At 68.6% G+C, this 24,268-nt stretch carries 18 protein-coding genes; 13 read left to right on the forward strand and 5 right to left on the reverse strand.

What is annotated here, in order from left to right:
* Nucleotide 1: 1 nt before the first annotated feature.
* The 3 genes from LA521A_RS09610 to LA521A_RS09620 are packed head-to-tail and all read right to left on the reverse strand — an operon-like array spanning nucleotide 2 to nucleotide 5,779.
* On the reverse strand, nucleotides 2-1,462 hold the full coding sequence (locus tag LA521A_RS09610) for an efflux transporter outer membrane subunit (RefSeq protein ID WP_281778692.1): 1,461 nt from the start codon (nucleotides 1,460-1,462) through the stop codon (nucleotides 2-4).
* Nucleotides 1,455-4,613 (reverse strand): multidrug efflux RND transporter permease subunit, encoded by a 3,159-nt coding sequence (locus LA521A_RS09615; RefSeq protein WP_281778693.1) that lies wholly within the window; start codon nucleotides 4,611-4,613, stop codon nucleotides 1,455-1,457. The genes LA521A_RS09610 and LA521A_RS09615 overlap by 8 nt, the downstream gene beginning before the upstream one ends.
* The gene (locus LA521A_RS09620; RefSeq protein ID WP_281778694.1) at nucleotides 4,610-5,779 is read right to left on the reverse strand and encodes an efflux RND transporter periplasmic adaptor subunit; all 1,170 of its coding nucleotides are present in this window, start codon (nucleotides 5,777-5,779) and stop codon (nucleotides 4,610-4,612) included. Before LA521A_RS09620 ends, LA521A_RS09615 begins: the two co-directional genes overlap by 4 nt.
* Before the next feature lie 54 nt (nucleotides 5,780-5,833).
* Here LA521A_RS09620 and LA521A_RS09625 point away from each other — a divergent pair, with 54 nt between their 5' ends.
* On the forward strand, nucleotides 5,834-6,355 hold the full coding sequence (locus tag LA521A_RS09625; protein WP_281778695.1) for a TIGR00645 family protein: 522 nt from the start codon (nucleotides 5,834-5,836) through the stop codon (nucleotides 6,353-6,355).
* A gap of 298 nt (nucleotides 6,356-6,653) precedes the next feature.
* On the opposite strand, the gene LA521A_RS09630 is transcribed toward LA521A_RS09625, so the two are convergent.
* Complete coding sequence (locus tag LA521A_RS09630) at nucleotides 6,654-7,667, reverse strand: glycoside hydrolase family 43 protein (protein ID WP_281778696.1); 1,014 nt, start codon at nucleotides 7,665-7,667, stop codon at nucleotides 6,654-6,656.
* A gap of 156 nt (nucleotides 7,668-7,823) precedes the next feature.
* On the opposite strand from LA521A_RS09630, the gene LA521A_RS09635 reads away from it, so the two are divergent.
* The 12 genes from LA521A_RS09635 (at nucleotide 7,824) to LA521A_RS09690 (ending at nucleotide 22,798) form a co-directional block, all read left to right on the forward strand.
* Nucleotides 7,824-8,747: a 2-dehydro-3-deoxygalactonokinase gene (locus tag LA521A_RS09635; RefSeq protein ID WP_281778697.1), complete on the forward strand. Its 924-nt coding sequence runs from the start codon at nucleotides 7,824-7,826 to the stop codon at nucleotides 8,745-8,747.
* Between the two features lie 300 nt (nucleotides 8,748-9,047).
* Complete coding sequence (locus tag LA521A_RS09640) at nucleotides 9,048-10,193, forward strand: aldose epimerase family protein (protein ID WP_281778698.1); 1,146 nt, start codon at nucleotides 9,048-9,050, stop codon at nucleotides 10,191-10,193.
* Nucleotides 10,194-10,307: 114 nt separating this feature from the next.
* On the forward strand, nucleotides 10,308-11,465 hold the full coding sequence (locus tag LA521A_RS09645; RefSeq protein WP_281778699.1) for a cellulase family glycosylhydrolase: 1,158 nt from the start codon (nucleotides 10,308-10,310) through the stop codon (nucleotides 11,463-11,465).
* A gap of 67 nt (nucleotides 11,466-11,532) precedes the next feature.
* Complete coding sequence (locus tag LA521A_RS09650; RefSeq protein ID WP_281778700.1) at nucleotides 11,533-14,274, forward strand: TonB-dependent receptor; 2,742 nt, start codon at nucleotides 11,533-11,535, stop codon at nucleotides 14,272-14,274.
* Nucleotides 14,274-15,863 carry an exo-alpha-sialidase gene (locus LA521A_RS09655; RefSeq protein ID WP_281778701.1) on the forward strand — a complete coding sequence of 530 codons (1,590 nt, stop codon included), beginning with the start codon at nucleotides 14,274-14,276 and terminating at the stop codon, nucleotides 15,861-15,863. The genes LA521A_RS09650 and LA521A_RS09655 overlap by 1 nt, the downstream gene beginning before the upstream one ends.
* A gap of 90 nt (nucleotides 15,864-15,953) precedes the next feature.
* Nucleotides 15,954-16,670 (forward strand): FadR/GntR family transcriptional regulator, encoded by a 717-nt coding sequence (locus LA521A_RS09660; protein ID WP_281778702.1) that lies wholly within the window; start codon nucleotides 15,954-15,956, stop codon nucleotides 16,668-16,670.
* Between the two features lie 37 nt (nucleotides 16,671-16,707).
* Nucleotides 16,708-17,334, forward strand: coding sequence for a 2-dehydro-3-deoxy-6-phosphogalactonate aldolase (locus tag LA521A_RS09665; protein ID WP_281778703.1), 627 nt, complete (start codon nucleotides 16,708-16,710; stop codon nucleotides 17,332-17,334).
* A 34-nt stretch (nucleotides 17,335-17,368) separates the two neighbouring features.
* Nucleotides 17,369-18,517 (forward strand): galactonate dehydratase, encoded by a 1,149-nt coding sequence (gene dgoD / locus LA521A_RS09670; RefSeq protein ID WP_281778704.1) that lies wholly within the window; start codon nucleotides 17,369-17,371, stop codon nucleotides 18,515-18,517.
* A 5-nt stretch (nucleotides 18,518-18,522) separates the two neighbouring features.
* The gene (locus LA521A_RS09675) at nucleotides 18,523-19,284 is read left to right on the forward strand and encodes an SDR family NAD(P)-dependent oxidoreductase (protein WP_281782069.1); all 762 of its coding nucleotides are present in this window, start codon (nucleotides 18,523-18,525) and stop codon (nucleotides 19,282-19,284) included.
* Nucleotides 19,281-20,186 carry an SMP-30/gluconolactonase/LRE family protein gene (locus LA521A_RS09680; protein WP_281778705.1) on the forward strand — a complete coding sequence of 302 codons (906 nt, stop codon included), beginning with the start codon at nucleotides 19,281-19,283 and terminating at the stop codon, nucleotides 20,184-20,186. Before LA521A_RS09675 ends, LA521A_RS09680 begins: the two co-directional genes overlap by 4 nt.
* A gap of 30 nt (nucleotides 20,187-20,216) precedes the next feature.
* Nucleotides 20,217-21,779, forward strand: a complete 1,563-nt coding sequence (locus LA521A_RS09685; RefSeq protein WP_281778706.1) for a sodium/sugar symporter — start codon at nucleotides 20,217-20,219, stop codon at nucleotides 21,777-21,779.
* 2 nt (nucleotides 21,780-21,781) lie between these two features.
* Nucleotides 21,782-22,798 carry a sialidase family protein gene (locus LA521A_RS09690; protein ID WP_281778707.1) on the forward strand — a complete coding sequence of 339 codons (1,017 nt, stop codon included), beginning with the start codon at nucleotides 21,782-21,784 and terminating at the stop codon, nucleotides 22,796-22,798.
* A 9-nt stretch (nucleotides 22,799-22,807) separates the two neighbouring features.
* On the opposite strand, the gene LA521A_RS09695 is transcribed toward LA521A_RS09690, so the two are convergent.
* Nucleotides 22,808-24,238 carry a basic amino acid/polyamine antiporter gene (locus tag LA521A_RS09695; protein WP_281778708.1) on the reverse strand — a complete coding sequence of 477 codons (1,431 nt, stop codon included), beginning with the start codon at nucleotides 24,236-24,238 and terminating at the stop codon, nucleotides 22,808-22,810.
* Between the last annotated feature and the right edge of the window lie 30 nt (nucleotides 24,239-24,268).

A 24,268-nucleotide genomic window follows, 5' to 3' on the forward strand; every position in this document is an offset into this window, starting at 1 on the left:
CCTATTCGCCGAGCCGGGGCCCTGCGGCCTGTCCGGTCACGCGCTCGCCGTAGGCGGCGCTGTCGATCGTGTCGTCGCCGCCGCCCAGTGCGGTGTACAGGTTGACGCGGTCCTGCAGCGCGGAAGCGCGCAATTGCAGCAGGCCCTGTTCGGCGCTGAACAGGTTGCGTTGCGCGTCGAGCACTTCCAGGTACGGCGTCAGGCCGACTTCATACCGCGCCTGTGCGGTGTCGGCCAGCTCGCGCTGGATGCGGACGGTGAGTTCCTGCGCCTGGATCTGCTCGCGGTTGCGCTGTTCGGCGCTCAGGCCGTCGGCGACTTCCCGGAAGGCGTTCTGCGCCGCCGACTGGTACTGCAGTTCCAGCTCGTCGCGCGTGGCCTTCGCGAGGTTCACCGCGGCGCGGCGGCGCCCCCAGTCGAAGATCGGCAGCACCGCGCCGATGCCGAACGACCAGACGCGATTGGGATCGCTCACCAGGTTCGACAGCTCGCTCGACGCGTAACCGCCGGCGCCGGTGAGCGCGATGGTCGGCAGGTACAGCGCACGCGCCGCGCCGATGTTCGCGTTGGCGGCGCGAAGGCGCTCTTCGGCGAGGCGGAGATCGGGGCGGTTCTCCAGCAGTTCCGACGGCAGGCCCGGTGCGAGCGGCTGCGCCTGGATGGCCGCTTCGACGCGCAGGCCGGGCGGCAACGGGTCGGGAAGCGGAACGCCGACCAGCACCTGCAGCCGATGCTGGGCCAGCTCGCGACTGCGATGCAGCTGCGCCAGCTGCGTCTGCGCCTGCGCGACCAGCGCGTAGGCCTGGTTGTAATCGATGGACGAGGTGACGCCGGCTTCCATGCGGATGCGCGCCAGTTCGAGCGTCTCGTTGCGGCTTTGCAGCGACGCTTCGGCGAGCACGATGCCCTCCTCGCTCGAGCGGATCGCGTAGTACGTGCTGGCGACGTTGGAGATCAGCGACAGGCGGAACGCACGCTGCGCTTCCACCGTCGCGAGGTACTGCCGGCGCGCGGCTTCGCTGAGGTTCGCCACGCGGCCCCAGAAATCCAGCTCGAATGCGGGCACGGCGACCTGCACCGCGACGCTGTCCACGGTGACGCGCGGCGCGCCTTCCACGGGCGACACCGGACCGCGCTGGCGCTGGCCGGCGGCCGTGGCGTCCAGCGCCGGGAACTGCTGGCTGCGCTGGATGCGGAACTGCGCCTGCGCCTGCGCGATGCGCGCGGTGGCGGCGCCGAGATCGCGGTTGTTTTCCAGCGCGAGGCCGACGTACTCGCGCAGCACCGGATCGGCGAAGAACGCGGACCAGTGCAGCTGCGCGGCATTGGCGGCTGGTTGCACGCCCGCGGTCGCGGCCGCGGGAAAGCGCGATTCGATCGTCGCCGGCGGCCGCTCGTACGTCGGCGCGAGGTTGCAGCCGGCGAGCAGCAACGCCGTCGCGATGGCCGCGTGCCTAACCACCCGCGCCGACTCCTGCGTCGCGTGCCGCCTTCGGCACCGCCGCGTCGCGTCGCCGCTGCAGCCACCGGCGGATCAGAAAGTAGAACAGCGGCGTGTAGAAGATGCCGAGCGCCGTGGCGGTGAACATGCTGCCCAGCACGCCGGTGCCGACCGCCTGCCGGCTCGCCGCGCCGGCGCCGGTCGCGAACACCAGCGGCAGCATGCCGACGAGGAAGGTGAGGCTCGTCATCAGGATCGGGCGCAACCGCTGCGCCGCCGCCTGCTGCACGGCCGTGAGCAGGTCGACGCCGCGCGCTTCCTCGTCCAGCGCGAACTGCACGATCAGGATCGCGTTCTTCGCCGCCAGGCCAATGATCGTGATCAGGCCGACGTTGAAGTACACGTCCGCCGACATCCCGCGCACCATCGTGAACAGCACGGCGCCGAGCACGCCCAGCGGCACGACGAGCATCACCGCGACCGGCGTCGACCAGCTCTCGTACAGCGCCGCAAGCAGCAGGAAGGCGACCAGGAACGACAGCCCGAGCAGCATCGCGACCTGGCTGCCGGCTTCCTTTTCCTCGCGCGCGGTGCCGGTCCACTCGAAGCCCATGCCCGAGGGCAACGCGCGAGCGGCGATGCCTTCCATCTCGCGCAGCGCGGTGCCGCTGGACACGCCCGGCGCGGCCTGGCCCGACACCGTCGCCGACAGGAAACCGTTGTAGCGATCGATCTGCTGCGCGCCCGTCGTCCAGCGCGTACGCGTGAAGGCCGACACCGGCACCGAGCCGCCCTGCGCGTTGACCAGCCGCAGGCTCGCGATGTCTTCCGGTCGCATGCGCTGGTCGGCCTGCGCCTGCAGGAACACGCGCGACACGCTGCCCTGGTGCACGAAATCGTTGACATACGCCGAGCCGAACATGATCGCCAGCGCCTGGTTCACCTGCGACAACTGCAGGCCGAGCGAGCGCGCCTTCGTGCGGTCGATCTCCACCTGCAGCTGCGGCGCGAGCGGCATGCTTTCCGGCCGCACGCCCGCCAGGCGCGGATTGCCCGCTGCTTGCATCACGATCGCCATCGCGCCGGCCTGCACCGCCTGGCTGCCGGCGCCGCCGCGATCCTCGATCGCCATGCTGAAGCCCGACGCGTTGCCCAGCGCCTGGATGGGCGGCGGATTGAGCGCGAACACCTGCGCCTGCGGGATCGACGCCATCGCCACGTTCAGCCGCTGCGCCAGCGCCATCGCCCTGTGCTGCGCGCCGCCGCGTTCGGCCCACGGGTGCAGGTCGACGAAGGACATGCCCACGCCCTGTCCCTGCCCGAAGAAGCTGAAGCCGATGACCGACACGACGTTGCGCACTTCCGGTTGCGCCTTCATCACGCGCTCGGCCTGGTCGATCGCCTGCTGCGTGCGCTGCATCGTCGAACCCGGGGCGCCGTTGTAGGCGACGAACAGGTAGCCCTGGTCTTCCGTCGGCAGGAAGCCGCCGGGCAATCGCGCGTACAGCAGGCCGGTCGCGACGACCGCCAGCACGAAGCCGGCGATCCACGGCACCGGGCGCGCCAGCATCTTCCCGACCACCCGCCCGTACGCGGCGCTGCTGCGTTCCAGGCCGTGGTTCACCGCGTCGAACAGCCGGTGGCCGAGGTGCCGGCGCTTGGGTGCGTCGTCGGGACGCCTGAGCATCGCGCCGCAGATCGCCGGCGCGAGCGTCAGCGAGAGGATCGTCGACACCACCAGCGACACGCTCAACGTCACCGCGAACTGCCGGTAGATGCCGCCGGTGGAACCCGGGAAAAACCCCATCGGGATGAACACCGCCAGCAGCACCAGCGTGGTCGCGACGATCGCGCCGGTCAGCTGCTCCATCGCCTTGGCGGTGGCTTCCCTCGCTTCGAGGTTGTCCTCGACCATGATGCGCTGGACGTTCTCGACGATGACGATCGCGTCGTCGTTGAGGATGCCGATGGCCACCACCATCGCGAACAGCGACAGCAGGTTGATCGACACGCCGAACATCATCAGGCCCACGCACGCGCCGATCAGCGAGATCGGCACGACCAGCGTCGGCAGGAACATCGTGCGCCAGCTCTGCAGGAACAGCAGCACGACGATGGACACCAGCACCATCGACTGCACCATCGTGACGAACACGCTGTTCACCGATTCGGTGATGAAGGGCGTGGTGTCGAACGGCGTGGTCCACTGGATGTCGGGCGGGAACGTGGTTTCCAGCTGCGCCATGCGGTGGCGCACCGCCGTTGCGGTGGCGAGCGCGTTCGCGCCGCTGGTGAGCGATACCGCCAGCCCGGCCGTCTGCGTGCCGTTGAGCGCGAGCGAGAAGGCGTAGGTGTCCTTCCCCAGCTCCACGCGCGCCACGTCGCCCAGGCGCACGGTGGCGGCGTCCGGCGTGGCGCGCACGATCACCTGCCGGAACTGCTCGGCGGTGGTGAAGCGCCCGCGCATGACGATCTGCGCGGTGGTCTCGGTGCCGGCGGCGAGCGGCTGCAGGCCGATGCCGCCGCCGGCCGTCTGCGAGTTCTGTTCGCGCACCGCGGCCATCACTTCGGCGGCGGACAACCCGTAGCTCACCAGCTTCTCGCGATCGAGCCAGATCCGCATCGCGTAGCCGGAACCAAACAGCGTCACGTCGCCCACGCCGTTGAGGCGCCGCAGCTCGTCGGCGATGCGCGTGGAGGCGAAGTCGCCCAGTTCCAGCGCGTCGCGCACGCCTCCCGTGGATTGCAGCGCGATCAGCATGAGGAAGCCCGTCGCCGATTCGGTCACGCGCACGCCCATCTGCCGCACTTCCTCCGGCAGGCGCGGCTCCACGCGCGCGATGCGGTCCTGCACCTGCGAACGCGCGACGTCCAGGTCCGTGCCGGTGCGGAACGTCAGGCGGATCGACGCGGTGCCGTTCGCGCGGCTGGTCGAGGACATGTGCAGGAAGCCGTCCACGCCGTTGAGTTCCTGTTCGATCACCGAGGTCACGGTGCGATCGAGCGTCGTCGCGTCGGCGCCGATGAAGGTCGCCGAGATGTTGAGCGACGGCGGCGCGACGTCGGGATACTGCTCCACCGCCAGCCCGCGCAGCGCCAGGCCGCCGAACAGGATGGCGAACAGCGCCACCACCCACGCGAACACCGGCCGGTAGACGAAGAAGCTGCTCATGGAGCGGCTGCTTTGGCCTTCGCATCCGCCGGCGCCACCGCGACGTGCTGGCCGGGTTGCACCTTGTGCCAGCCGTCGATGACCACGCGCTCGCCGGGCTTGAGCCCCGAGGCCACGATCCAGCGCCCTTGCGCCTGCCCCGCCAGCGTCACCGGCTGGCGCGCGACCACGCCTTCGTCGTTGACGGTCATCACGCTCGCTTCGTCCGCGCCGATGGCGACGGCGCGCTCGGGCACGCTGACGCCGTCGGGAATCGTGCCGGCGGTGACGATGCCGCGGATGAACTGGCCGGGCAGCAGCACGCGCTGCGGATTGTCGAACCGCGCGCGCAAGGTGCGGCTGCCGGTGACCGGATCGACGGCCTTCTCGGTGAAGTCGACGACGCCCTCGTGCGGGAAACGCTCGCCGTTCTCCATGATCAGCGCCACGCTCATGCGCTTGCTTGCGGCGCTGTCGCCGCCTTCGACGCGTTCGAGCAGGCTGGCGAGCGCGCTGCTGGACGGGTTGAACGTCGCGAACACCGGATCGAGCTGGTCCACCTGCGTCATCAGCGTCGCCGCACCGGCGCTGACCAGCGCGCCTTCGCTGACCTGCGCGCGCCCGGCGCGGCCCGCGATCGGCGCACGCACGGTGGCGTAACCCAGTTGCAGCTGGGCGCGTTCCACCGCGGCCTGCGCCTCGAGCAGCCCCGCTTCGGCCTGGCGCAACGCGGCCTCGGCGCTTTCGTTCTCCTGCACGCTCACGGCGCGTCGGCCGACGAGCATCGACAGCCGGTTCGACATCGTGGCCGCATGCGCGCGCGCCACCTTCGCCGACGCCAGCGAAGCGCGCGCCTGCTGCAGTCGCGCACGCAGGTCGCGCGGGTCGATCTGGAACAGCACGGCGCCGGCGGCGACGTCGGTGCCTTCCCGGTAGACCTGGCGCTCGACGATGCCGTCCACGCGCGCTCGCACCTGCGCCGATCGCACGGCTTCGATGCGACCCGGCAGCTCCACCACGTTCGGCACGGCGGTGCCGCGCACGACTTCGGTCTGCACGACGGCGGCCGGTCCCTGCCGCGCGGGTTCATCGCCGTCGCCACGGCAGCCGCCGGCGATCAGCGCCAGCGCGAGTGCGGGAATCGCGACGCGCGGCGATGCAGAAACGTTGACACCCGCGCGCCGCAAAGTACGCCATGATGCGCGCAGCGCGCATCCGACACCGCAGGAGGCCGACGGACCATGGCAAGGCAGCTGCTGTCCCGCAGTCTCTTCGACGCCCGCTGGCTGATGGTGCCGTTCTACCTGGGCCTCGTCGTCGCGCTTGCGGCCTTGCTGTTCGTGTTCGTGCGCGAACTCGTGCATGGCCTGCTCGCCATCGGCGGCATGACGCCGACCGACGCGATCCTCCTCGCACTGGCCCTCATCGACCTGTCGCTGGTGGCGAACCTGTTGCTGATCGTCACCCTCGCCGGCTACGAGAACTTCGTCGGGCGCGTGGATTCCGGCCGCGAAACGCGGCCTTCGTGGATGGGCACCGTCGATTTCGCCGGCATGAAGATCAAGCTGATGGGCTCGATCACCGCGATCTCCGCCATCGCATTGCTGCGCATCTTCATGAAGCTGGAAGAAGGCACCACGATCGACGAGCGCACGTTGTTGTGGATGACGGTGATCCACGGCGCGCTGATCCTGTCCGCGCTCGTGCTCAGCATCTCCGACCGCATCGCCGAACACCGCAGGGTGGTGCCGCCAGCCGCCTGATGCGGATCGCGTTGCAAGCATCGGCGTGAGTACGGCGCCGTAGCCGAGATCGCAACCTTCCGGACGGGGCGACGGCATGGCGATCACCTGATCCCTGGCACGCGAGATGCGTCACGCGGACGATGCTTCAGCCGCCGTAGTGCATTCGTGAAGGGCGCGCGAACAAAAACCCCGCGTTTTACGGTAAATCATCGGCTTTCTCACGCCGAGCCAACGGTTTGCTCATACCGTCGTCACGAAGCTGATCGACCGGGTTGAGGCGCGGTCCGGGCGCGCTTCGCTTATGGACTACAGACGCTCAAGGCGTAGCGGGCGCCTTCAGGGTGGTCGACGCGCCAGCCGGGCTGCCGAACACGGGGTGGCCTTCGGCGTTCCATTGCACCGGCTGCATGCGCGGCGAACGCTTCGCGGTGCATTTCATGTCGGGCCCGGGATTGGCGTGGTAGACGATCCACGTCGTGCCGTCAGCCGCTTCGAAGAAGCCGTTGTGGCCCGGCGCGTAGACGCCTTGCTGTGCGTCCTTCGCGAGCACCGGTCGCGGCGATTTGCGCCACGACTCGGCGCGTAGCGGATCGCTTCCTGGCGCGGCGTGCAGCAGGCCGATCGCGTAGTCGTCCGACCAGCACGCGCTGCCGGAATAGGTGAGGAACAGATCGCCGTTCGGCCCGGCCAGGTACTCCGGCCCCTCGAGGATCTGTCGACCGCCCTGGCGCTCCCACGATTGGTCGGGGCGCGCGATGATCGTTTCCTTCCCGCTGAGCGTCCACGGGGTCGCCATTGCGACGATTGAGAGGACGCTGTCCGGGCCGACGTACGGCGAGTACACGAAATAGCGCTTGCCTTCGTGCACGAACGTGGTGCCGTCGATGCCGGTGTGTTCGGTCTTCAGCTGCCCGCGATCGACCCATTGCCCCTGCGCCGGATCACTGCCGGCGTTCTCCAGGACGAAAATGCCGCGATGCGCATCGTCGTCGTGGCCGCTCGCGGCGGCGGTGTAATACAGGTACCACTTGCCGTCGATGCGATGCAGCTCCGGCGCCCATATCGACTGCGCGTTCGGGCCGCTCGCCGGCGGGGTCCACACCGTGGTTTCGGGCGCGTCGGCCAGTCGCGTGAGGTCGGAGGTCTTGCGGATCGTGAGCCGGTCGCCACGCGTGGCCATGTAGTAGTAGGTGCCGCCGTCGCGCACGATCCACGGGTCCGGCCCGGACGGCAGCAGCGGATTGCGGAAGGTCGCCGGCTCCGCGGCCTGGGCGGACGCGCCAAGCGTCATCAGCAGCGTGGCGGACAACAGCGTCATGCGGACGGACATGCGTTCTTCTCCTTGCGTGGCATCGCGCGATGCGTCGCGACACGCCATTGCGCGTGACAGACGACGTAAACATATAATCGGACAATTCGCAAGGCAGCGGGCTACCGCTGCACACCCTCACGCCGCACGACGCGGCCCGCACCCGGTCCACGCGCCATGAGCGACACCTCCGACTCCTTCATCGGCATCAACTGGGGCAGCTCGAACTTCCGCGCCCACCTCATCGCGTCGGACGGCACGGTGCTCGATTCGCTTGAAGCGCCCGCAGGCGTGGCGACGGTGCAGCGCGACGGCATGGTCGAGATGGCCGCACGCGTCCGCACGCGATGGCCGCATGCCACACGCGTCTACGCCGCCGGGATGATCGGCTCGAACGTCGGCTGGACCGACGCCGGCTACGTGCACTGCCCGGCCGGCTTCGACCGGTTGTGCGACGGGCTCGTGCCCACGCGGATGGGCGAGCTCGCGTTGCGCATCGTCCCGGGCCTGGCGTGCGTGCGCGAGCGCGACGGCGCGCCGGACATCATGCGCGGCGAGGAAACCGAACTGCTCGGCCTGCACGCCGGTGGCGATCTGGGCGACGCCCCGCTCGTCGCGCTGCCGGGCACGCACACCAAATGGGTGCGCATCGAAGACGGGCGCGTGATCGAGTTCATGACGGCGATGTCGGGCGAAATCTACGACCGGCTTACCGCCGCGGGGCTGCTCGCGTCGATCGTCGAGGGACCCGGCGAGGACGGCGATGCGTTCCGCGACGGCGTCCGCACGAGCGCATCGCGCACGCTCGGACTAGGCGCGCTCCTGTTCGGTGCGCGTGCGCGGGTGATTCGCGGGCTGCTGCCGAAGGCGGACGCCAGCGCGTACCTGCGCGGGCTGTTGATCGGCTCGGAAATCGCCGATGCGCTGGCCCTGTTTCCGCGCGGCGACGACGTTGCGATTCCCCTGGTGGGTTCGCCTGCGGTGTGCGCGCTGTATGCGGCGGCGCTGGAGGAACTGGGGATCGCGTCGCGCACGGTGGCGTCGGCCCAGGCGATCGCGCGCGGGTTCGTGGAGATCGATGCGCGCGTCCGCGCTCGCTGATTCGCCGCAGTCGCATTGCTCTGCTCTTGTAGCCCGGGTAAGCGCACGCGCATCCAGGGACTTGCCGCGCCCCCGGGTGCGCTGCGCTTACCCGGGCTACAAAAGCTGGAAGAGTCTGTAATCCGGCGCCGCTATTTCGCCCCTGCCCGCGCACGTCCTTTGCATTTCCTGCCAGATCCTTCACCCCGACCTGTGCGATTGCTGTCCTTACCGTGTTGCGCCGCAACGTGCATATTGTCTGATTATATGTTTTTGTCTGTCCCACGCTGGCTATGGCGGTCCGTTGGAGGGTGAAGGGCAATGGGGCTTGGCAAGGGGATCTCGCGGTTGTGCCTGGGCACGCTGGCGCTCGCGACGATGGGCGCGGCGGGCGCGCAGGAACGCGCCGTCATCGGCACGACGCCGGACGGCACGAAGGTCGAATCCATCACGCTGCGCGACGGCAGCGGCATGCAGGCGCAACTGTGGACGCTGGGCGCCGCGCTGCACGCGTTGCAGGTGCCCGATCGCGACGGCAAGTACGCCGACGTCATCCTGGCCGACGCCACGCTCGATGCCACGCTCGCCAAGCCGCAGTACTTCGGCACGATCGTCGGCCGCTTCGCCAACCGCATCGCCAAGGGCCGGTTCACGCTGGACGGCAAGGCGTACACCATCCCGACCAACGACGGCCCCAACACGCTGCACGGGGGAACGCGCGGTTTCGACAAGGTCGTGTGGGACGTGGTCGAAGCCAAACCCGATCGCGCCACGCTGCGCTACGTGAGCCCGGATGGCGACATGGGCTACCCCGGCAAGCTCACCGTCACCGCGAGCTACGCGCTGCAAGGCGACGGCACGCTGGCCATCGAATACCGCGCGACCACCGACGCGCCGACCATCGTCAACCTGAGCAACCATGCGTACTGGAACCTCTCCGGCGAGGGTTCGGGCACGGCGATGGACCACGAACTCACCATCGCCGCCGATGCGTACACACCGGTCGACGAGACGCTGATCCCGACGGGTGAAGTGACGCCCGTCGCCGGCACCGTGTTCGATTTCCGCAACGCCAAACCGATCGGTCGCGACCTGCGCACCGGTTCGGAGCCGCAACTGCTGCGCGGCCGCGGCTACGACCACAACTGGGTCGTGGGCCGCGCGATCGCGAAGCAGCCGCGCGAGGTCGCGCGTATGCACGATCCGCGCTCCGGTCGCGTGATGACGCTGTCGTCCGCGCAGCCCGGACTGCAGTTCTATTCCGGCAACTTCCTGGACGGCACCACGGTCGGCAAGAGCGGCCGCGTGTATCGCCAGGGCGATGCCTTCGTGCTCGAACCGCAACTGTTCCCCGACACGCCGAACCAGCCGTCGTTCGGCTCGGCGCGTCTGACGCCCGGCAAGCAGTACGTGAACCGCATGGTCTATCGCTTCACCACCGATCGGGGCGCCAGCGCCACGCCGTAACGGCGACCCGTTCGACCCCGCGCCACCTTCGACGCGACGGCCGACGCCGTCGTGGATGCCGGAGGCATGCCGGCAGGAAAGACGACACCCATACGCACAAAGGAGAGGCATCCGATGTTCAAGTGGCTACCCAAACTGCTCGCCGCCGTCGTGCTGGCCGGCGCCGTCCTCGCACCGGCGCACGCCGCCCCGGGCGAACGCTGGTCGCAGGAAGAAGCGAACGCCTGGTACGCGAAGCAGCCGTGGCTGGTCGGCAGCAACTACATCCCGGCCAACGCGATCAACCAGCTGGAGATGTGGCAGGCCGACACGTTCGACCCTGCGCGCATCGACCTGGAACTGGGCTGGGCGCAGGACATGGGCATGAACACCATGCGCGTGTTCCTGCACGACATGGCGTGGCACCAGGACCCGAAGGGCTTCAAGGCCCGCCTGGAAACCTTCCTGCAGATTTCCGCCAAACACGGCATCAAGCCGATGCTGGTGCTGTTCGATTCCTGCTGGGATCCGGATCCCGAACTCGGTCCGCAGCGTCCGCCGATCCCCGGCGTGCACAACTCCGGCTGGGTGCAGGGTCCGGGCACGGCCGCAATGGACGACCCGAAGCAGCACGCGCGCCTTGAGGCGTACGTGAAGGACATCGTCGGCAGCTTCGCCAAGGACGATCGCGTGCTCGCGTGGGACATCTGGAACGAGCCGGACAACGAAGGCGGCGGCAGCGGTTTCTACCAGCCGCGCGAAAGCAAGCACAAGTTCGACCGCGTCGCCGAGCTGCTGCCCAAGGCGTTCGCCTGGGCGCGCTCGCGCAAGCCGACGCAGCCGCTCACCAGCGGCCTGTGGCACGACCCCGACTGGAACAAGCTCGAAGGCCTCAACCGCGTCGAGCAGGCGCAGATCGAGCTGTCGGACGTCATCTCGTTCCACACCTACGCCTGGCCGGAAGACTTCGCCCAGCGCGTGCAGGAGCTGCAGGTCTACGGCCGTCCGCTGCTGTGCACCGAGTACCTCGCGCGCGGCGCCGGTTCGACCATCGACGGCGTGTTGCCGGTGGCCAAGAAGCTCAACGTCGGCATGTACAACTGGGGCTTCGTCGACGGCAAGACGCAGACGCGCTTCCCGTGGGATTCGTGGGAGCGCCCGTACACGCAGAAGCCGCCGACCCTGTGGTTCCACGATCTGCTGCATGGCGATGGAAAGCCGTATCGCGCGCGCGAGATCGAGATCATCCGCGCCCTCAGCCGCGCACCGAAGAACGAAGTTCCCGCCCTGTGATCCGTGATCCGCGCAGCGGCTGCGTCGCCGCCGCGGACACCCACGCCATTGTTCCGGAGACGATCCCATGAACCGCCGCTTCCCACGCTCGCTGTTGTCGCTGTCGATCCTGTCCGCGCTGGTGCTGCCGCCGATGGCGCTCGCACAGGACGCCACCACGGCCACGGCGCCACAGGCGCCCGCCTCGTCGCAGGAAGCGACCGAACTGGACACCGTCACGGTGACCGCGCTGCGCCAGAGCCTTGAAACCGCGCAGTCGCTCAAGCAGGACGCGGCGATGGTGGTGGATTCCATCGTCGCCGAGGACATCGGCAAGCTGCCCGACAACAGCGTGGCCGACGCGCTGCAACGCGTCACCGGCGTGCAGATCGCGCAGGGCAACCAGGGCGAGACGACCAGCGTCGTGATCCGCGGCCTGCCCAACGTCATCACCACCCTCAACGGCCGCGAGATCTTCTCCAGCTCCGGCCGTGGTTTCGCATTCCAGAACCTGCCGGCGACCGCGGTCAGGACGCTCAGCGTGTACAAGACATCCGAGGCCTCCCTCCCTCTCGGCGGCATTGCCGGTCTTGTCGACATCCAGCTGCGCCGTCCGTTCGATTTCGATGGCCGCGAGATCGCCGGCACCTACACCGCGACGCACAGCAAGTACGGCGGCAGCGTCGACCCCAACGCGAGCCTGCTCTTCAGCGATCGCTGGGACACCGACGCCGGCGAGTTCGGCGTGCTGGTCAACTTCGGCTACCAGGCCAAGGACTACGCCTACGACGCGGTGTGGGGCGATTTCCCGAAAGTCGTCACCGACGGCACGGGCGATCCGATCCGCACCAGCGATGGCAACCTGATCGCCGCGCCCAACGGCTGGGGCACGTCCTACAACGACGGTTACCGCGAGCGCGGCGCGTTCAACTACGCGTTGCAGTGGAAGCCGCGCGAAGACACCGAGATCTACCTGGAAGGCCTGTACGACTGGGTGCGCGACAGCTATTCGAACGCGTTCTACTTCACCTTCCCGGTGGGCGTGGTGACGCCGCAGCAACTGGGCGTGAGCGGTCATTGCTACCCGAACCAGCTCGAAGGCGCGCTGCAGGGCCAGACCATCTGCGACGCCTCCAACGGCGTGTGGACCGGCGACACGTACGCGGCCACCAGCACGCAGGCGCACAAGCAGCGCGGACAGGACATCCAGAACGCGCTCGGCCTGAAGTGGGACGGCGAGCAGCTGCACCTGTCCACCGAGTTCTCGCGCACATCCGGCTACTACCGCGACGAGAACTTCATCATCGACACGTTCCTGTCCGGTCCCATCACGACCGTGTGGGAAGGCACCTCCGGTCGCCATCAGAACTGGTACCTGCAGGGCGATCCGGCCCTCGACCCGTCGCGCTTCTACCTCAATGGCCTGTTCCAGACCTGGGGCTATTCCTACGGCGAGGAAAACAGCTGGCGCGGCGACGGCCATTTCGATTTCGTCGAAGGTCCCATCGCCTCGCTGCAGTTCGGCCTGCGCTACGCCGACCGCAACGCCGAGGCGAAGGGTTCCGTCGAGATCTCCACGCCGCCGCCGGGCGGCGCCGGCACGGGCAACATCACGGCCAACCCGAACCCGGACAACCAGGTCATCGCACGCCTGCCCGGCCTGGATTTCTTCTGCAGCAAGCGCGGCAACGACGCCCTGCACCAGAGCTGGCTGACGCCGTGCTACGACACGCTGATCGACAGCGCCGACTACCTGCGCACGCTGTACGGCCTGCAGCCGGGCCTGGCCGCGGAAAACCCCGGCCGCTTCTTCGACATCGGCGAGGAAAAGCTCGCCGGTTACCTGCAGGCGGAGTACGACACCGAGATGTTCGGCCTGCGCGTGGATGGCCTGGTCGGCGTGCGCGTGGAGCGCGTGGAGCGCGACCTCAATGCGTTCTCCTTCGATGCCTCCACCGGCATCTACAGCCCGATCGCGCGCAACACGAAGGACACCAACACGCTGCCCAACGCCAGCATGAACCTGCACTTCAGCGATGAATGGCAGCTGCGACTGGTGGCGGCCAAGACGCTGAGCTACCCGGACTTCGGCGCGCTCAATCCGTCGATCTCGCTCAACCCGGGCACGATCAATCGCGCCGGCATCGCCTCGTCGGGCAACCCGGACCTGACGCCGATCGAGTCGATGAACTACGACGCGTCGCTGGAGTGGTACTTCTCGCCGGTGGGCTACACCAGCCTGGGCCTGTTCTACCGCGACATCGACGGCTACATCCAGAACTACGTGACCAACACCGTCATCGGAGGCGAGGACTTCGAACTGTCGTCCCCGCAGAGTGCCGGCAGCGGCCACCTGCAGGGCGTCGAGTTCGCCTGGCAGCAGACCTTCGACTTCCTGCCCGGCGCATGGAGCGGCCTGGGCGCGCAGTTCAACTACACCTACATCGACGGCTCCACGCGCTCGCCGCAGTTCATCGGCGGCCCGGAGATCTCGCGCCCACTGCAGAACGTCTCCAAGAACAACTACAACGCGGTGCTGTTCTACGAGAACTACGGCCTGTCGGCGCGACTGGCCTACGGCTACCGCAGCCGTTACATCGACTTCTTCACCCAGCCCACCGTGGCGGGCAACGAGGACCAGGTCGAGCCGGCCAGTTCGCTGGACTTCTCGATCAGCTACGACGTGACGCCGCGCCAGACGGTGATCCTGTCGGCGACCAACCTGCTGGGCAACAACCTGCACCAGTTCTGGGGCGACGGCGACACGCGTCCGCGCGACATCCGCTTCCAGGACCAGACCATCGGCCTGGGCTACCGGTTCAAGCTGTGATGCGACGCGCGCCCTCCCCCGCGCTTTGCCTGCTCGCCGCGTCCGTGCTGCTGTGCACGGGCGTGGCGATGGCCGACGCGCCCGATGAGGTCGTCGGCGAGAAGCTCGCGCCGGGCATCGGTTACGCGTCGGCGGTGAAGCTCGCGCACCAGTCGAACGCCAGCGACAACGGCCGCCTGCTGCTGGTGTACGAGCCATCCGAAGCCGGCAACGTGCCGCTCTTCGAAAGCCGCGACGATGGCGACAGCTTCAAGCGCGTCGGTTCGATCGACGAAACGGCGCATCGCGGCGACAAAAGCTGGGCACTGCGCTGGCAGCCGCACCTGAGCGAACTGGCGCGCAGCAGCGGCGATCTTCCCGCCGGGACGCTGCTGCTGGCGGCGAACGCGATCCGTCGCGATGGCGGCGAACGCATCACCGACCAGGACTTGCAGCTGTACGCCAGCGTCGATGGCGGCAAGTCGTGGACGTACCGAAGCAGCATCGTCAAGGGCGGCGGCCAGCCATCGGACCGTTTGAACAAGGGCGTGTGGGAGCCGTACATCGTCGTGCTCGACGACGGCCGCATGGTGGTCTTCTACTCGACCGAACAGCACAAGGCGCGGGGCTTCAACCAGTTGCTCGCGCATCGCGTGTCGACCGACGGCGGTCGCAGCTGGGGCAAGGAAGTGTTCGACGTCGCGCTGCCGGGCGGCGTGGAGCGCCCGGGCATGGCGATCGTCGAACGCATTCCCGGCCGCGGCTACGCGATGGTTTACGAGAACATCGACAACACCGGCGCTGCGCATAACGGCCAGGTGCACATCAAGTTCAGCCGCGACGGACTGGACTGGGGCGACGCGGCCGATCGCGGCACGCCGATCCAGACCGCGTCCGGCGCCTATCCGGCCGCTTGCCCGACCATCCGCTGGCTCCCCGGCGAAACGCCCGACGGCGTGATCGTCGTCGCCGCGCAGCGCGCCGGTGGCGGCGGCGATGCAGGCGGACGCACGTTCTACTGGAACGCCGATGGCGGTCGCGGCCCGTGGTGGGAAGCCGGCGCGCCGGTGCGCAAGCGCACGGGCAACATCCACGCGGGCTGGACGCAGGCGCTGATTCCTCGCGAAGACGGCAAGCTCCTGCACGTCACCTCGTCCTCCACGGCCAATGCGCCTGCGCCCGACGAGACCAACGAGATCCTGTTCGCCGCGGCGCCGCTTGCGCTCGATCGCTACGAAGCGGAGGACGCGGTGCGTCGTGGCGGTGCACAGATCGACAACGTCGACGCATCGGCGTATCGCAAGGTGCGGCTGGCCAGCGGCGAGGATGCCGACCTGACGTTCGACGTGGTCATCGGAGAGGCCGGGCCGCGCACACTCACCGTGCGCTTCGCCGACATCGGGTTCGCCGCCGCGCCGCGACTGCGCGTCAACGGCGATATCGCGAGCGGCGGCGTGCAGCCGTCCACGTCGGAAGGCTGGCGCGAAGCGACGTTCACCGCATCGCTGAAGAGCGGCCACAACCGCCTCGTGCTGACCAACCCCGACAGGCCGTTGGACTACGACTGGCTGCAGGTCGGTGCCCCGACGCGCGGGGTCGCATCGCCATGAACTTCGAAGCGGTACGCGCAACCGAACTCATGCTATACCCCTATTGTCGGATAATAGGAGCGACGCCGGATGCGTCGCGGAGGGGGACCAGTGAGACAGATCGCGGTACGCAACCTGCACAACCAGGTCATCCAGGAGATCGGCCGGCTCATCGTCAGCGGCGAGATCAAGCCGGGCGAACTGCTGCCGCGCGAGGAAGCGCTGGCGCAGCGCATGGCCGTCAGCCGCACGGCACTGCGCGAAGCGCTGAAGGTGCTGGGTTCCAAGGGCCTGATCGAAACCAAGCAGAAGACCGGCTCACGCGTGCGCGACACGCGCTACTGGAACCAGCTGGACGCGGACATCCTGGCGTGGCGCTGCGCGTCGATGCCGACGGAGGACTTCGTCGAGAAGCTGGTGGAGATGCGCGAGATCATCGAACCGGCGGCGGCTGCCGCGGCGGCGCGCAAGCGTACGCCGGAACAGCTGGCGCGCATCAAGGCCGCGTACGAGGCAATGGCGGCCGCGCAGGATCTGGATGCCTGGGCGAAGGCCGACCTGGAGTTCCACGAGTGCGTGCTCGACGCGGCCAACAACGAGCTGATGGGCTCGCTGTTCTCGGTGATCGACACGGCGCTGGGTGCGTATTTCATCCTGTCGGCGAAGACCGCGGTGGACTTCAAGTACTCGCTGCCGCGGCACTTCGCGGTGTACGACGCCATCCGGCTGAAGCGGCCCGAACAGGCGCGCGAAGCGATGCACGGGATGATCGTGGACTCGCGCGCGAACATCAAAGGACGGGGACGCGCGCGCAAGGCGGCTCGCTAGCCCGGGACACGCAACCCCCCACATCGACGGAGTGCGCATGAGCACCGCCTGGCTGCAACCCCTTCCCCTGGTTGCGATCCTGCGCGGGCTCACCCCGCAGGACGCGTTGCCTGTCGGAGCCGCGCTGTTCGACGCCGGTTTCCGCGTCATCGAAGTACCGCTTAATTCGCCGCAGCCGCTGGAGAGCATCGCGCTGCTCGCGCGCGAATTCGGCGAGCGCGCCCTCGTCGGTGCCGGCACCGTGCTCACGCCCGGACAGGTGTCGCAGGTGAAGGACGCCGGCGGAAAGCTCATCGTCATGCCGCACGGCGATACGGCCGTGATCCGCGCCGCGAAGGACGCAGGCCTGACCTGCACGCCGGGCGTGGCGACGCCGACCGAAGCCTTTGCCGCACTCGCCGCCGGCGCCGACGCGCTGAAGCTCTTCCCCGCCGAACAACTCCCGCCCTCCGTGTTGAAGGCATGGTCGAGCGTGCTGCCCCGCGGCACCGCGCTGCTGCCCGTGGGCGGCATCACGCCCGACAACATGGGCGACTACCGGAAGGCCGGCGCCGCCGGCTTCGGCATCGGCTCGGCGCTGTATGCGCCGGGCCTGGACGCGAACGAGGTCGCGCGTCGCGCGCGCGCCTTCGTCGACGGCTGGAATTCCATCAACCGCACCTGACCGACGCACGCAACGAGCACGGACCCCCACACGCATGAAGATCACCGCCATCACCACTTTCCTCGTGCCGCCGCGCTGGTGTTTCGTGCGCATCGACACCGATGCCGGCATCACCGGCTGGGGAGAGCCCATCGTCGAAGGCCGCGCGCACACCGTCGCCGCCGCCGTGGACGAGCTGTCCGATTACCTGATCGGCAAGGACCCGCGCTTCATCGAAGACCACTGGAACGTGATGTACCGCGGCGGCTTCTATCGCGGCGGCCCGATCCTGATGAGCGCGCTGGCCGGCATCGACCAGGCGCTGTGGGACATCCACGGCAAAGCGCTGGGCGTGCCGGTGCACGCGCTGCTCGGTGGACAGGTGCGCGACCGCATCCGCGTGTATTCGTGGATCGGCGGCGACCGCCCGGCCGAAACCGCACGCGCCGCGAAGGACGCCGTCGCGCGCGGTTTCAGTGCGGTGAAGATGAACGCCACGGAGGAAGTGCAGTTCGTCGACACGCACGAGAAGGTCTCGCGCGTGCTGGAGAACGTGCAGGCCGTGCGCGATGCGGTCGGTCGCGAAGTCGGCCTCGCGGTGGATTTCCACGGCCGCGTGCACAAGCCGATGGCGAAGGTGCTGATGCGCGAACTGGCGCCGTTCGGGTTGATGTTCATCGAGGAGCCGGTGCTGTCCGAGCACCTGGAATGCATCCCGGAACTCGCCGCCCTGTCCCCGGCCCCGATCGCGCTGGGGGAGCGGCTGTATTCGCGCTACGACTTCAAGCGCGTGCTGCAGACCGGCGGCGTGGACATCATCCAGCCCGATCCCTCGCATTCCGGTGGCATTACCGAAACGCGCAAGATCGCCGCGATGGCCGAGGCCTTCGACGTCGCGCTCGCGCTGCACTGCCCGCTCGGCCCGATCGCGCTGGCCGCGAACCTGCAGCTCGACGCCGTCTGCTACAACGCCTTCATCCAGGAGCAGAGCCTGGGTATCCATTACAACGCCAACAACGACCTGCTCGATTACCTCACCGACCGCGCGCCGTTCGCGTACGAAGGCGGTTACGTCGCGATCCCGCAGGGCCCGGGCCTGGGCATCGAGATCAACCAGGACTACGTGGACGAGCGCGCGGCCGAGGGCCACCGCTGGCGCAATCCGATCTGGCGCCACGCCGACGGCAGCGTGGCGGAGTGGTGAGCCCGATGACCATGGCGAACTACCCCAGCCTCGCGGGCCGCGCGGTCCTGATCACCGGCGGCGCCACGGGCATCGGCGCGGGTTTCGTCGAGCATTTCGCGCGACAGGGCGCACGCGTGGCGTTCCTGGACATCGACGATGAAGGCGCGCGCGCATTGATCGACGCGTTGGCCGACGCCGAACACGCGCCCGTCTACCTGCGCTGCGACGTGACGGACCTCGACGCACTGCACGACGCCATCGCCCAGGCACGCGAGCGGATCGGCCGCATCGGCGTGCTGGTCAACAACGCCGCCAACGACGTGCGCCACGCCTTTGGCGGCACCACGCCGGCCGACTTCGAACGCAACATCGCCGTGAACCTTCGCCACCAGTACTTCGCGACGCAGGCGGTGGTGGACGACATGCGCGCGCTCGGCGGCGGCTCGGTGATCTGCCTGGGTTCGACCGGCTGGATGATCAAGAACGCGGGCTATCCGATGTACGCGATGGCGAAATCCGCCGTGCACGGGCTGGTGAACGGACTGGCGCGCGAACTCGGCCGCGACCGCATCCGCATCAACGCGCTCGTGCCGGGCTGGGTGATCACCGAAAAGCAGCAGCGCCTGTGGCTCGACGCCGAAGGCGAAGCGCAGATCGCGCGTTCGCAATGCCTGCCCGGCCACCTGAAGGCGGAGGATCTCGCCCGCATGGCGCTGTTCCTCGCCGCGGACGACAGCCGCATGTGCACCGGCCAGGATTTCATCGTGGACGGAGGCTGGGTTTGAGCATCGAGGTGCGGGTTGCCGTGCAGGCCGAGAACCGGCTCGGCGAAGGCGTGCTGTGGTGCGATCGCGCGCAGGCGCTGTACTGGACGGACATCCACGCTGCGATGCTGTGGCGTTACGTGCCCGCCGACGGCGCCGTGCGCAGCTGGCCGATGCCCGAGCGCCTGGCATCGTTCGCGCTGTGCGTCGCCGACGACTGGCTGCTGCTCGCGCTCGCGACGCGGTTCGCTTTCTTCAACATCGCCACGGGCGAACTCCGGGACATCTGTACGCTCCCCATCGCGCCGCAGACGCGCGCCAACGACGGCGCGTGCGACCGCCACGGACGTTTCGTCGTCGGCACGCTGCACGAGCCGTCGACGGGCGGCAAGCGCGCGATCGGCACGTTCCTGCGCCTGGACGCGGACCTAGCGGTGCGTGAACTGCCGTTGCCGCGCGTCGCCATCGCCAACGCCATTGCGTTCAGCCCGGACGGCAGCACGATGTACTTCTGCGACTCGCTGCAGAAGAAAATCCTGCGTTGCGAATACGGCGACGAGGTCGGCAACGTCTCGACCTTCGTCGATCTCACCGCGCTGGAAGGCGGCGAACCCGACGGCTCGTGCGTCGACCGCGAAGGCGGCGTGTGGAACGCGCAATGGGGCGCGTCGCGTGTCGTGCGCTATCGCGCCGATGGCATCGAGGATCGCGTCGTCGCGATGCCCACCGCGCAGCCCACGCGTCCCGCGTTCGGCGGGCCGACGCTGTCCACGCTCTACGTCACCAGCGCGCACGACGGCATGGCCGATGCGGCGCGCTCGATCGATCGCCATGCCGGCGACGTGTTCGCGTTCGAGCCCGGCCTGGCCGGCCTGCGCGAGCCGCGTTTCGCCGGCGACCCCGATGCCGCGCCGCGTCGCTGACGCCGCGCCCACCCTGCGGAGACTTTGCGAATGAGCCTTTCCCCCCTCGACGTCGGCATCGTGCTGGCCTACCTCGCAGGCATCTTCGTGCTGGCGCAGTGGGTCTCGCGCGAGAAAGGCGGGCACCAGAAATCGGCGCAGGATTACTTCCTCGCCAGCCGCGCCCTGCCCTGGTGGGCGATCGGCGCGTCGCTGATCGCGGCGAACATCTCCGCCGAACAGATCATCGGGATGTCCGGTTCGGGTTACGCGATCGGGCTTGCCATCGCCTCGTACGAATGGATGGGCGCGGTGACGCTGCTGATCGTCGGCAAGTGGTTCCTGCCGATCTTCCTGCGCAACCAGGTCACCACGATGCCGCAGTTCCTGGAGGAACGGTACGGCAACCGCATCCGCACGCTGATGGCCGTGTTCTGGCTGGGGCTGTACGTGTTCGTGAACCTGACCTCGATCCTGTGGCTGGGTTCCATCGCGGTATCGCAGGTCGCCGGCATGGACCAGACGCTGGCGCTGATCCTGCTGGGGTTGTTCGCGCTGGCGTACCAGCTCTACGGCGGCCTGAAGGCGGTGGCATTGACCGACATCGTCCAGGTCACCCTGCTGGTGCTGGGCGGGTTGCTGGTCACCGGCATCACGCTGGGGCAGATCGGCAACGGCAGCATCGTCGCGGGCTTCCACACGCTGTGGACCACGCATCCGGCGAAGTTCCAGATGATCCTCGACCCGTCCAACCCCTTCTACAAGGACCTGCCTGGCCTGTCGGTGCTGCTGGGCGGGCTGTGGATCGCGAACCTGAGCTACTGGGGTTTCAACCAGTACATCATCCAGCGCGCACTGGCCGCCAAGGACATCCGCGAAGCGCAGAAGGGCGTGGTGTTCGCCGCGTTCCTGAAGCTGCTGATGCCGGTGATCGTGGTGCTGCCGGGCATCGCCGCGGTGATGCTGGCGCCGTCGCTGGAACGTCCCGACGCGGCGTATCCGACGATGATGCGCCTGCTGCCCAGCGGCGTGCTGGGCCTGGTGTTCGCCGCGCTGGTGGCGGCGATCGTGGCCTCGCTCGCATCCAAGATCAATTCGGTCGCGACCATCTTCACCCTGGACTTCTACGCCAAGCGCAACACCGAAGCGTCGCAGCCGAAGCTGGTTCGCGTCGGTCGCATCACCGCCGCCGTGTCGATCCTCATCGCCGTGCTCACCGCGCGCCCGCTGCTTGGCAGCTTCGACCAGGGCTTCCAGTACATCCAGGAATTCACCGGCTTCTTCACGCCGGGCATCGTGGTGATCTTCCTGCAGGGCCTGTTCTGGAAGCGCGCCAACGAAGCCGGCGCGCTCGCGGCGGCGGTCGGCTCGTTCGTGCTCTCGCTCGCGCTGAAGCTGCTGTGGCCCGACCTTCCGTTCATGGACCGCATCGGGCTGGTGTTCCTGCTGTCGTTCGCGCTTGCCACCGTGGTCGCGCTGGCGACCCCCGCGAGCGGTGCGCGCGATCGCATCCGCACCGACGATGTGAGCTATGCGACGGCGCCGTCGTTCAACGTGGCCTCGCTTGCGGTGCTGGCGATCCTCGTCGCGCTGTACGCGACGTTCTGGCACTGACGATGCGCGCCTTCGTCCTCGCACTCGCATTGCTCGCCGCCGCGCCCTGCGCGACGGCAGGCGTGCAGTGGACCGACACCGCCACCCTCGCCGAGAGCAACGCGGCGTGGGGACGGCTCGCGCGTCTTCCCGATGGCCGCTGGCTTGCGGTGACCACGCGCTTCCACGGCAAGGCAACGCCGAGCACGCTGACGATCTCGCTGGGAGATGCACGGGGCCGGCAGTGGCAGGAACTTTCGAGCGTCGCCGAAGCCGGTCGCAACATCGACAACGGCGAGCTGATCGTGCTGCCGGGCGGCCGCATCCTGCTGGGCATGCGCTCGCTGGTGGAAGGCAAGTCGTATCGATTGAACGTGCATGCCAGCGACGACGGCGGCCGGACGTGGCGTTTTCTCAGCACCATCGACCGCAACGAGGATCCGCGCGGCCGCAAGGATCGCGGCGTGTGGGAACCCGTGTTCACGCAGCTCGCCGACGGCGCGCTTTCGGTGCTCTACGCAGACGAAACGCTCGCCGATGGCGACCCGTCGTATAACCAGGTCGTGTCCCAGCGGCTCTCGCGTGATGGCGGTGCAAGCTGGGGCGCGAAATCGGTCCTGGTGAAGCAGGCCGGCGGCGGCAAGCTGCGCCCCGGCATGCCGGTGATGTCGCGCATGCAGGACGGCCGCTACCTGCTGGTGTTCGAGATCTGCGGCGACGATCCGCAATGTCCGGTCTCCACCAAGGCGTCGGACGACGGCGTCGCCTGGCCCGACGGCCTCGGCACGCCGCTCGCGGACCAGCGCTGCGGCCCGCAGCTCACCACGACCACGCGCGGCACGGTGTTCGTGACCTCGTGCCAGAACGAGGTCACCTTCAGCGACGACAACGGCGCGCATTGGCAACGCGTGGCGCCGCCGGCGTGGCCGGGCGGCTTCCGCCATTCGTGGCCGGCGATCTACCAGCTGGGCGAGGACGAGATCGGCGTGGTCAACGGAACGCCCGGCGGCGGCGTGAAGATCCGCATCGGCACGTTCTGACCCCGGCGCTCACACCGACAGCCAGCCGGCCGCCAGGCCGTGGAAGGCGACGATCGCCGCGGTGCACACGAGCGCGCAGACAGCCCACTCGCCCGCGCGCAGCACCCGCAAGCCGCCGCCGCGCGACACCACGAACGCCACCGACACCGGCGCGTACAGCAGCGCCGAAAGCAGCAGGTAGCGCGTGCCGCCAAGCAGCAGCATCGCCGCCGTGTAGAGCGTCGCGATGGCGGCGCACGCGATGCCGCGGCGTCGCAGGTCCGACTCCGCGGCTGCGTACGTCTGCCCGCTCCAGGCCAGCTTGAAACCCGCCGCGGCGACGAGGAAGTACGGCACCAGCGTCATCGCGCTGGTCATCTTGAGCGCAAGCAGGAAGGCGTATTCGGCGAACCACGTGACCAGCAGGAAGGTCTGGATCAACGCGTTGGTCAGCCACAACGCGACGACGGGAACGCCGCGCGCGTTCTCGCGCGCCATCGCCTGCGGCAGCGTGCCGTCGCGCGCCGCCGAATGCAGCACTTCGGCCGCGAGCAGCGACCACGCCAGGTAGTTGCCGAGCACGGAGATCAGCAGCGACACGCTGACGAACACCCTGCCCCACGGGCCGACCACCGCCTCCATCACGCCCGCCATCGACGGCGTGGGCTGCGCGGACAGTTCCGGGCGAAGCAGGATGCCGTACGAGAACATCGTCACCAGCACCAGCAGGCACAACACGCCGAGGAAGCCCAACACCGTCGCGAGCCCCACGTCTTCCCGTCGCTTCGCGTAGCGCGAGTACACGCTCGCGCCTTCGATGCCGACGAAGGCGAACACCGTCACCAGCAAGGTCGCACGCACCTGCCCGGCGATGCCGCCCACGCCGGGCGCGTCGGCGCCCCACAGGTTCGCGGCGAACACGTCGCGCCGGAAGCCGACCACGGCCACGAACAGGAACGTCGCGATGGGCAGCAGCTTGGCGATGGTCGCGATGGTGTTGAGCGCAGCGGCCTGCTTGATGCCGTGCAGGATCAGCACGTGCACCGCCCACAGCAGCAGCGAGGCGCACACGATCGCCACCGCCGTCGTGCCGTCGCCGAACACCGTGAAGAACTGCCCCAGCGTCGCCTTGATCAGCACCAGGCATGCGACGTCGGCAAGGCAGCAGCCCATCCAGTAACCGATCACCGACACGAAACCCGCGTAATCGCCGAAGCCGGCGCGCGCGTACGCGTAGATGCCCGAATCCAGTTCGGGACGACGCCGCGACAAGGTCTGGAACACCAGCGCCAGCATCAGCATGCCGACGCCCGCGATGCACCAGGCGATCGCCGCGCCGACCACGCCCGTCGCGCGCGCGAACGCCGCCGGTAGCGCGAAGATCGCCGAGCCCACCATCGAACCGACGACGAGCGAGATCAGCGCCGCGAACGAAAGACGCTGGTCCGTCGTGGTGCTCATCGCCCGCGATCGCGTCACCCGCCACGCGGG

Source organism: Lysobacter auxotrophicus (assembly GCF_027924565.1).
GTDB classification, from domain to species: Bacteria; Pseudomonadota; Gammaproteobacteria; order Xanthomonadales; family Xanthomonadaceae; genus Lysobacter_J; species Lysobacter_J auxotrophicus.

Bases quoted from the DNA above. Each gene is read 5' to 3' on its own strand.
- LA521A_RS09690 (WP_281778707.1), top strand. From the start codon at position 21,782: ATGCGCGCCTTCGTCCTCGCACTCGCATTGCTCGCCGCCGCGCCCTGC.
- LA521A_RS09640 (WP_281778698.1), top strand. From the start codon at position 9,048: ATGGGGCTTGGCAAGGGGATCTCGCGGTTGTGCCTGGGCACGCTGGCG.
- LA521A_RS09630 (WP_281778696.1), bottom strand. From the start codon at position 7,667: ATGTCCGTCCGCATGACGCTGTTGTCCGCCACGCTGCTGATGACGCTT.
- LA521A_RS09645 (WP_281778699.1), top strand. From the start codon at position 10,308: ATGTTCAAGTGGCTACCCAAACTGCTCGCCGCCGTCGTGCTGGCCGGC.
- LA521A_RS09695 (WP_281778708.1), bottom strand. From the start codon at position 24,238: ATGAGCACCACGACGGACCAGCGTCTTTCGTTCGCGGCGCTGATCTCG.
- LA521A_RS09685 (WP_281778706.1), top strand. From the start codon at position 20,217: ATGAGCCTTTCCCCCCTCGACGTCGGCATCGTGCTGGCCTACCTCGCA.
- LA521A_RS09615 (WP_281778693.1), bottom strand. From the start codon at position 4,613: ATGAGCAGCTTCTTCGTCTACCGGCCGGTGTTCGCGTGGGTGGTGGCG.
- LA521A_RS09675 (WP_281782069.1), top strand. From the start codon at position 18,523: ATGACCATGGCGAACTACCCCAGCCTCGCGGGCCGCGCGGTCCTGATC.
- LA521A_RS09625 (WP_281778695.1), top strand. From the start codon at position 5,834: ATGGCAAGGCAGCTGCTGTCCCGCAGTCTCTTCGACGCCCGCTGGCTG.
- LA521A_RS09665 (WP_281778703.1), top strand. From the start codon at position 16,708: ATGAGCACCGCCTGGCTGCAACCCCTTCCCCTGGTTGCGATCCTGCGC.
- LA521A_RS09650 (WP_281778700.1), top strand. From the start codon at position 11,533: ATGAACCGCCGCTTCCCACGCTCGCTGTTGTCGCTGTCGATCCTGTCC.
- dgoD (WP_281778704.1), top strand. From the start codon at position 17,369: ATGAAGATCACCGCCATCACCACTTTCCTCGTGCCGCCGCGCTGGTGT.
- LA521A_RS09655 (WP_281778701.1), top strand. From the start codon at position 14,274: ATGCGACGCGCGCCCTCCCCCGCGCTTTGCCTGCTCGCCGCGTCCGTG.
- LA521A_RS09635 (WP_281778697.1), top strand. From the start codon at position 7,824: ATGAGCGACACCTCCGACTCCTTCATCGGCATCAACTGGGGCAGCTCG.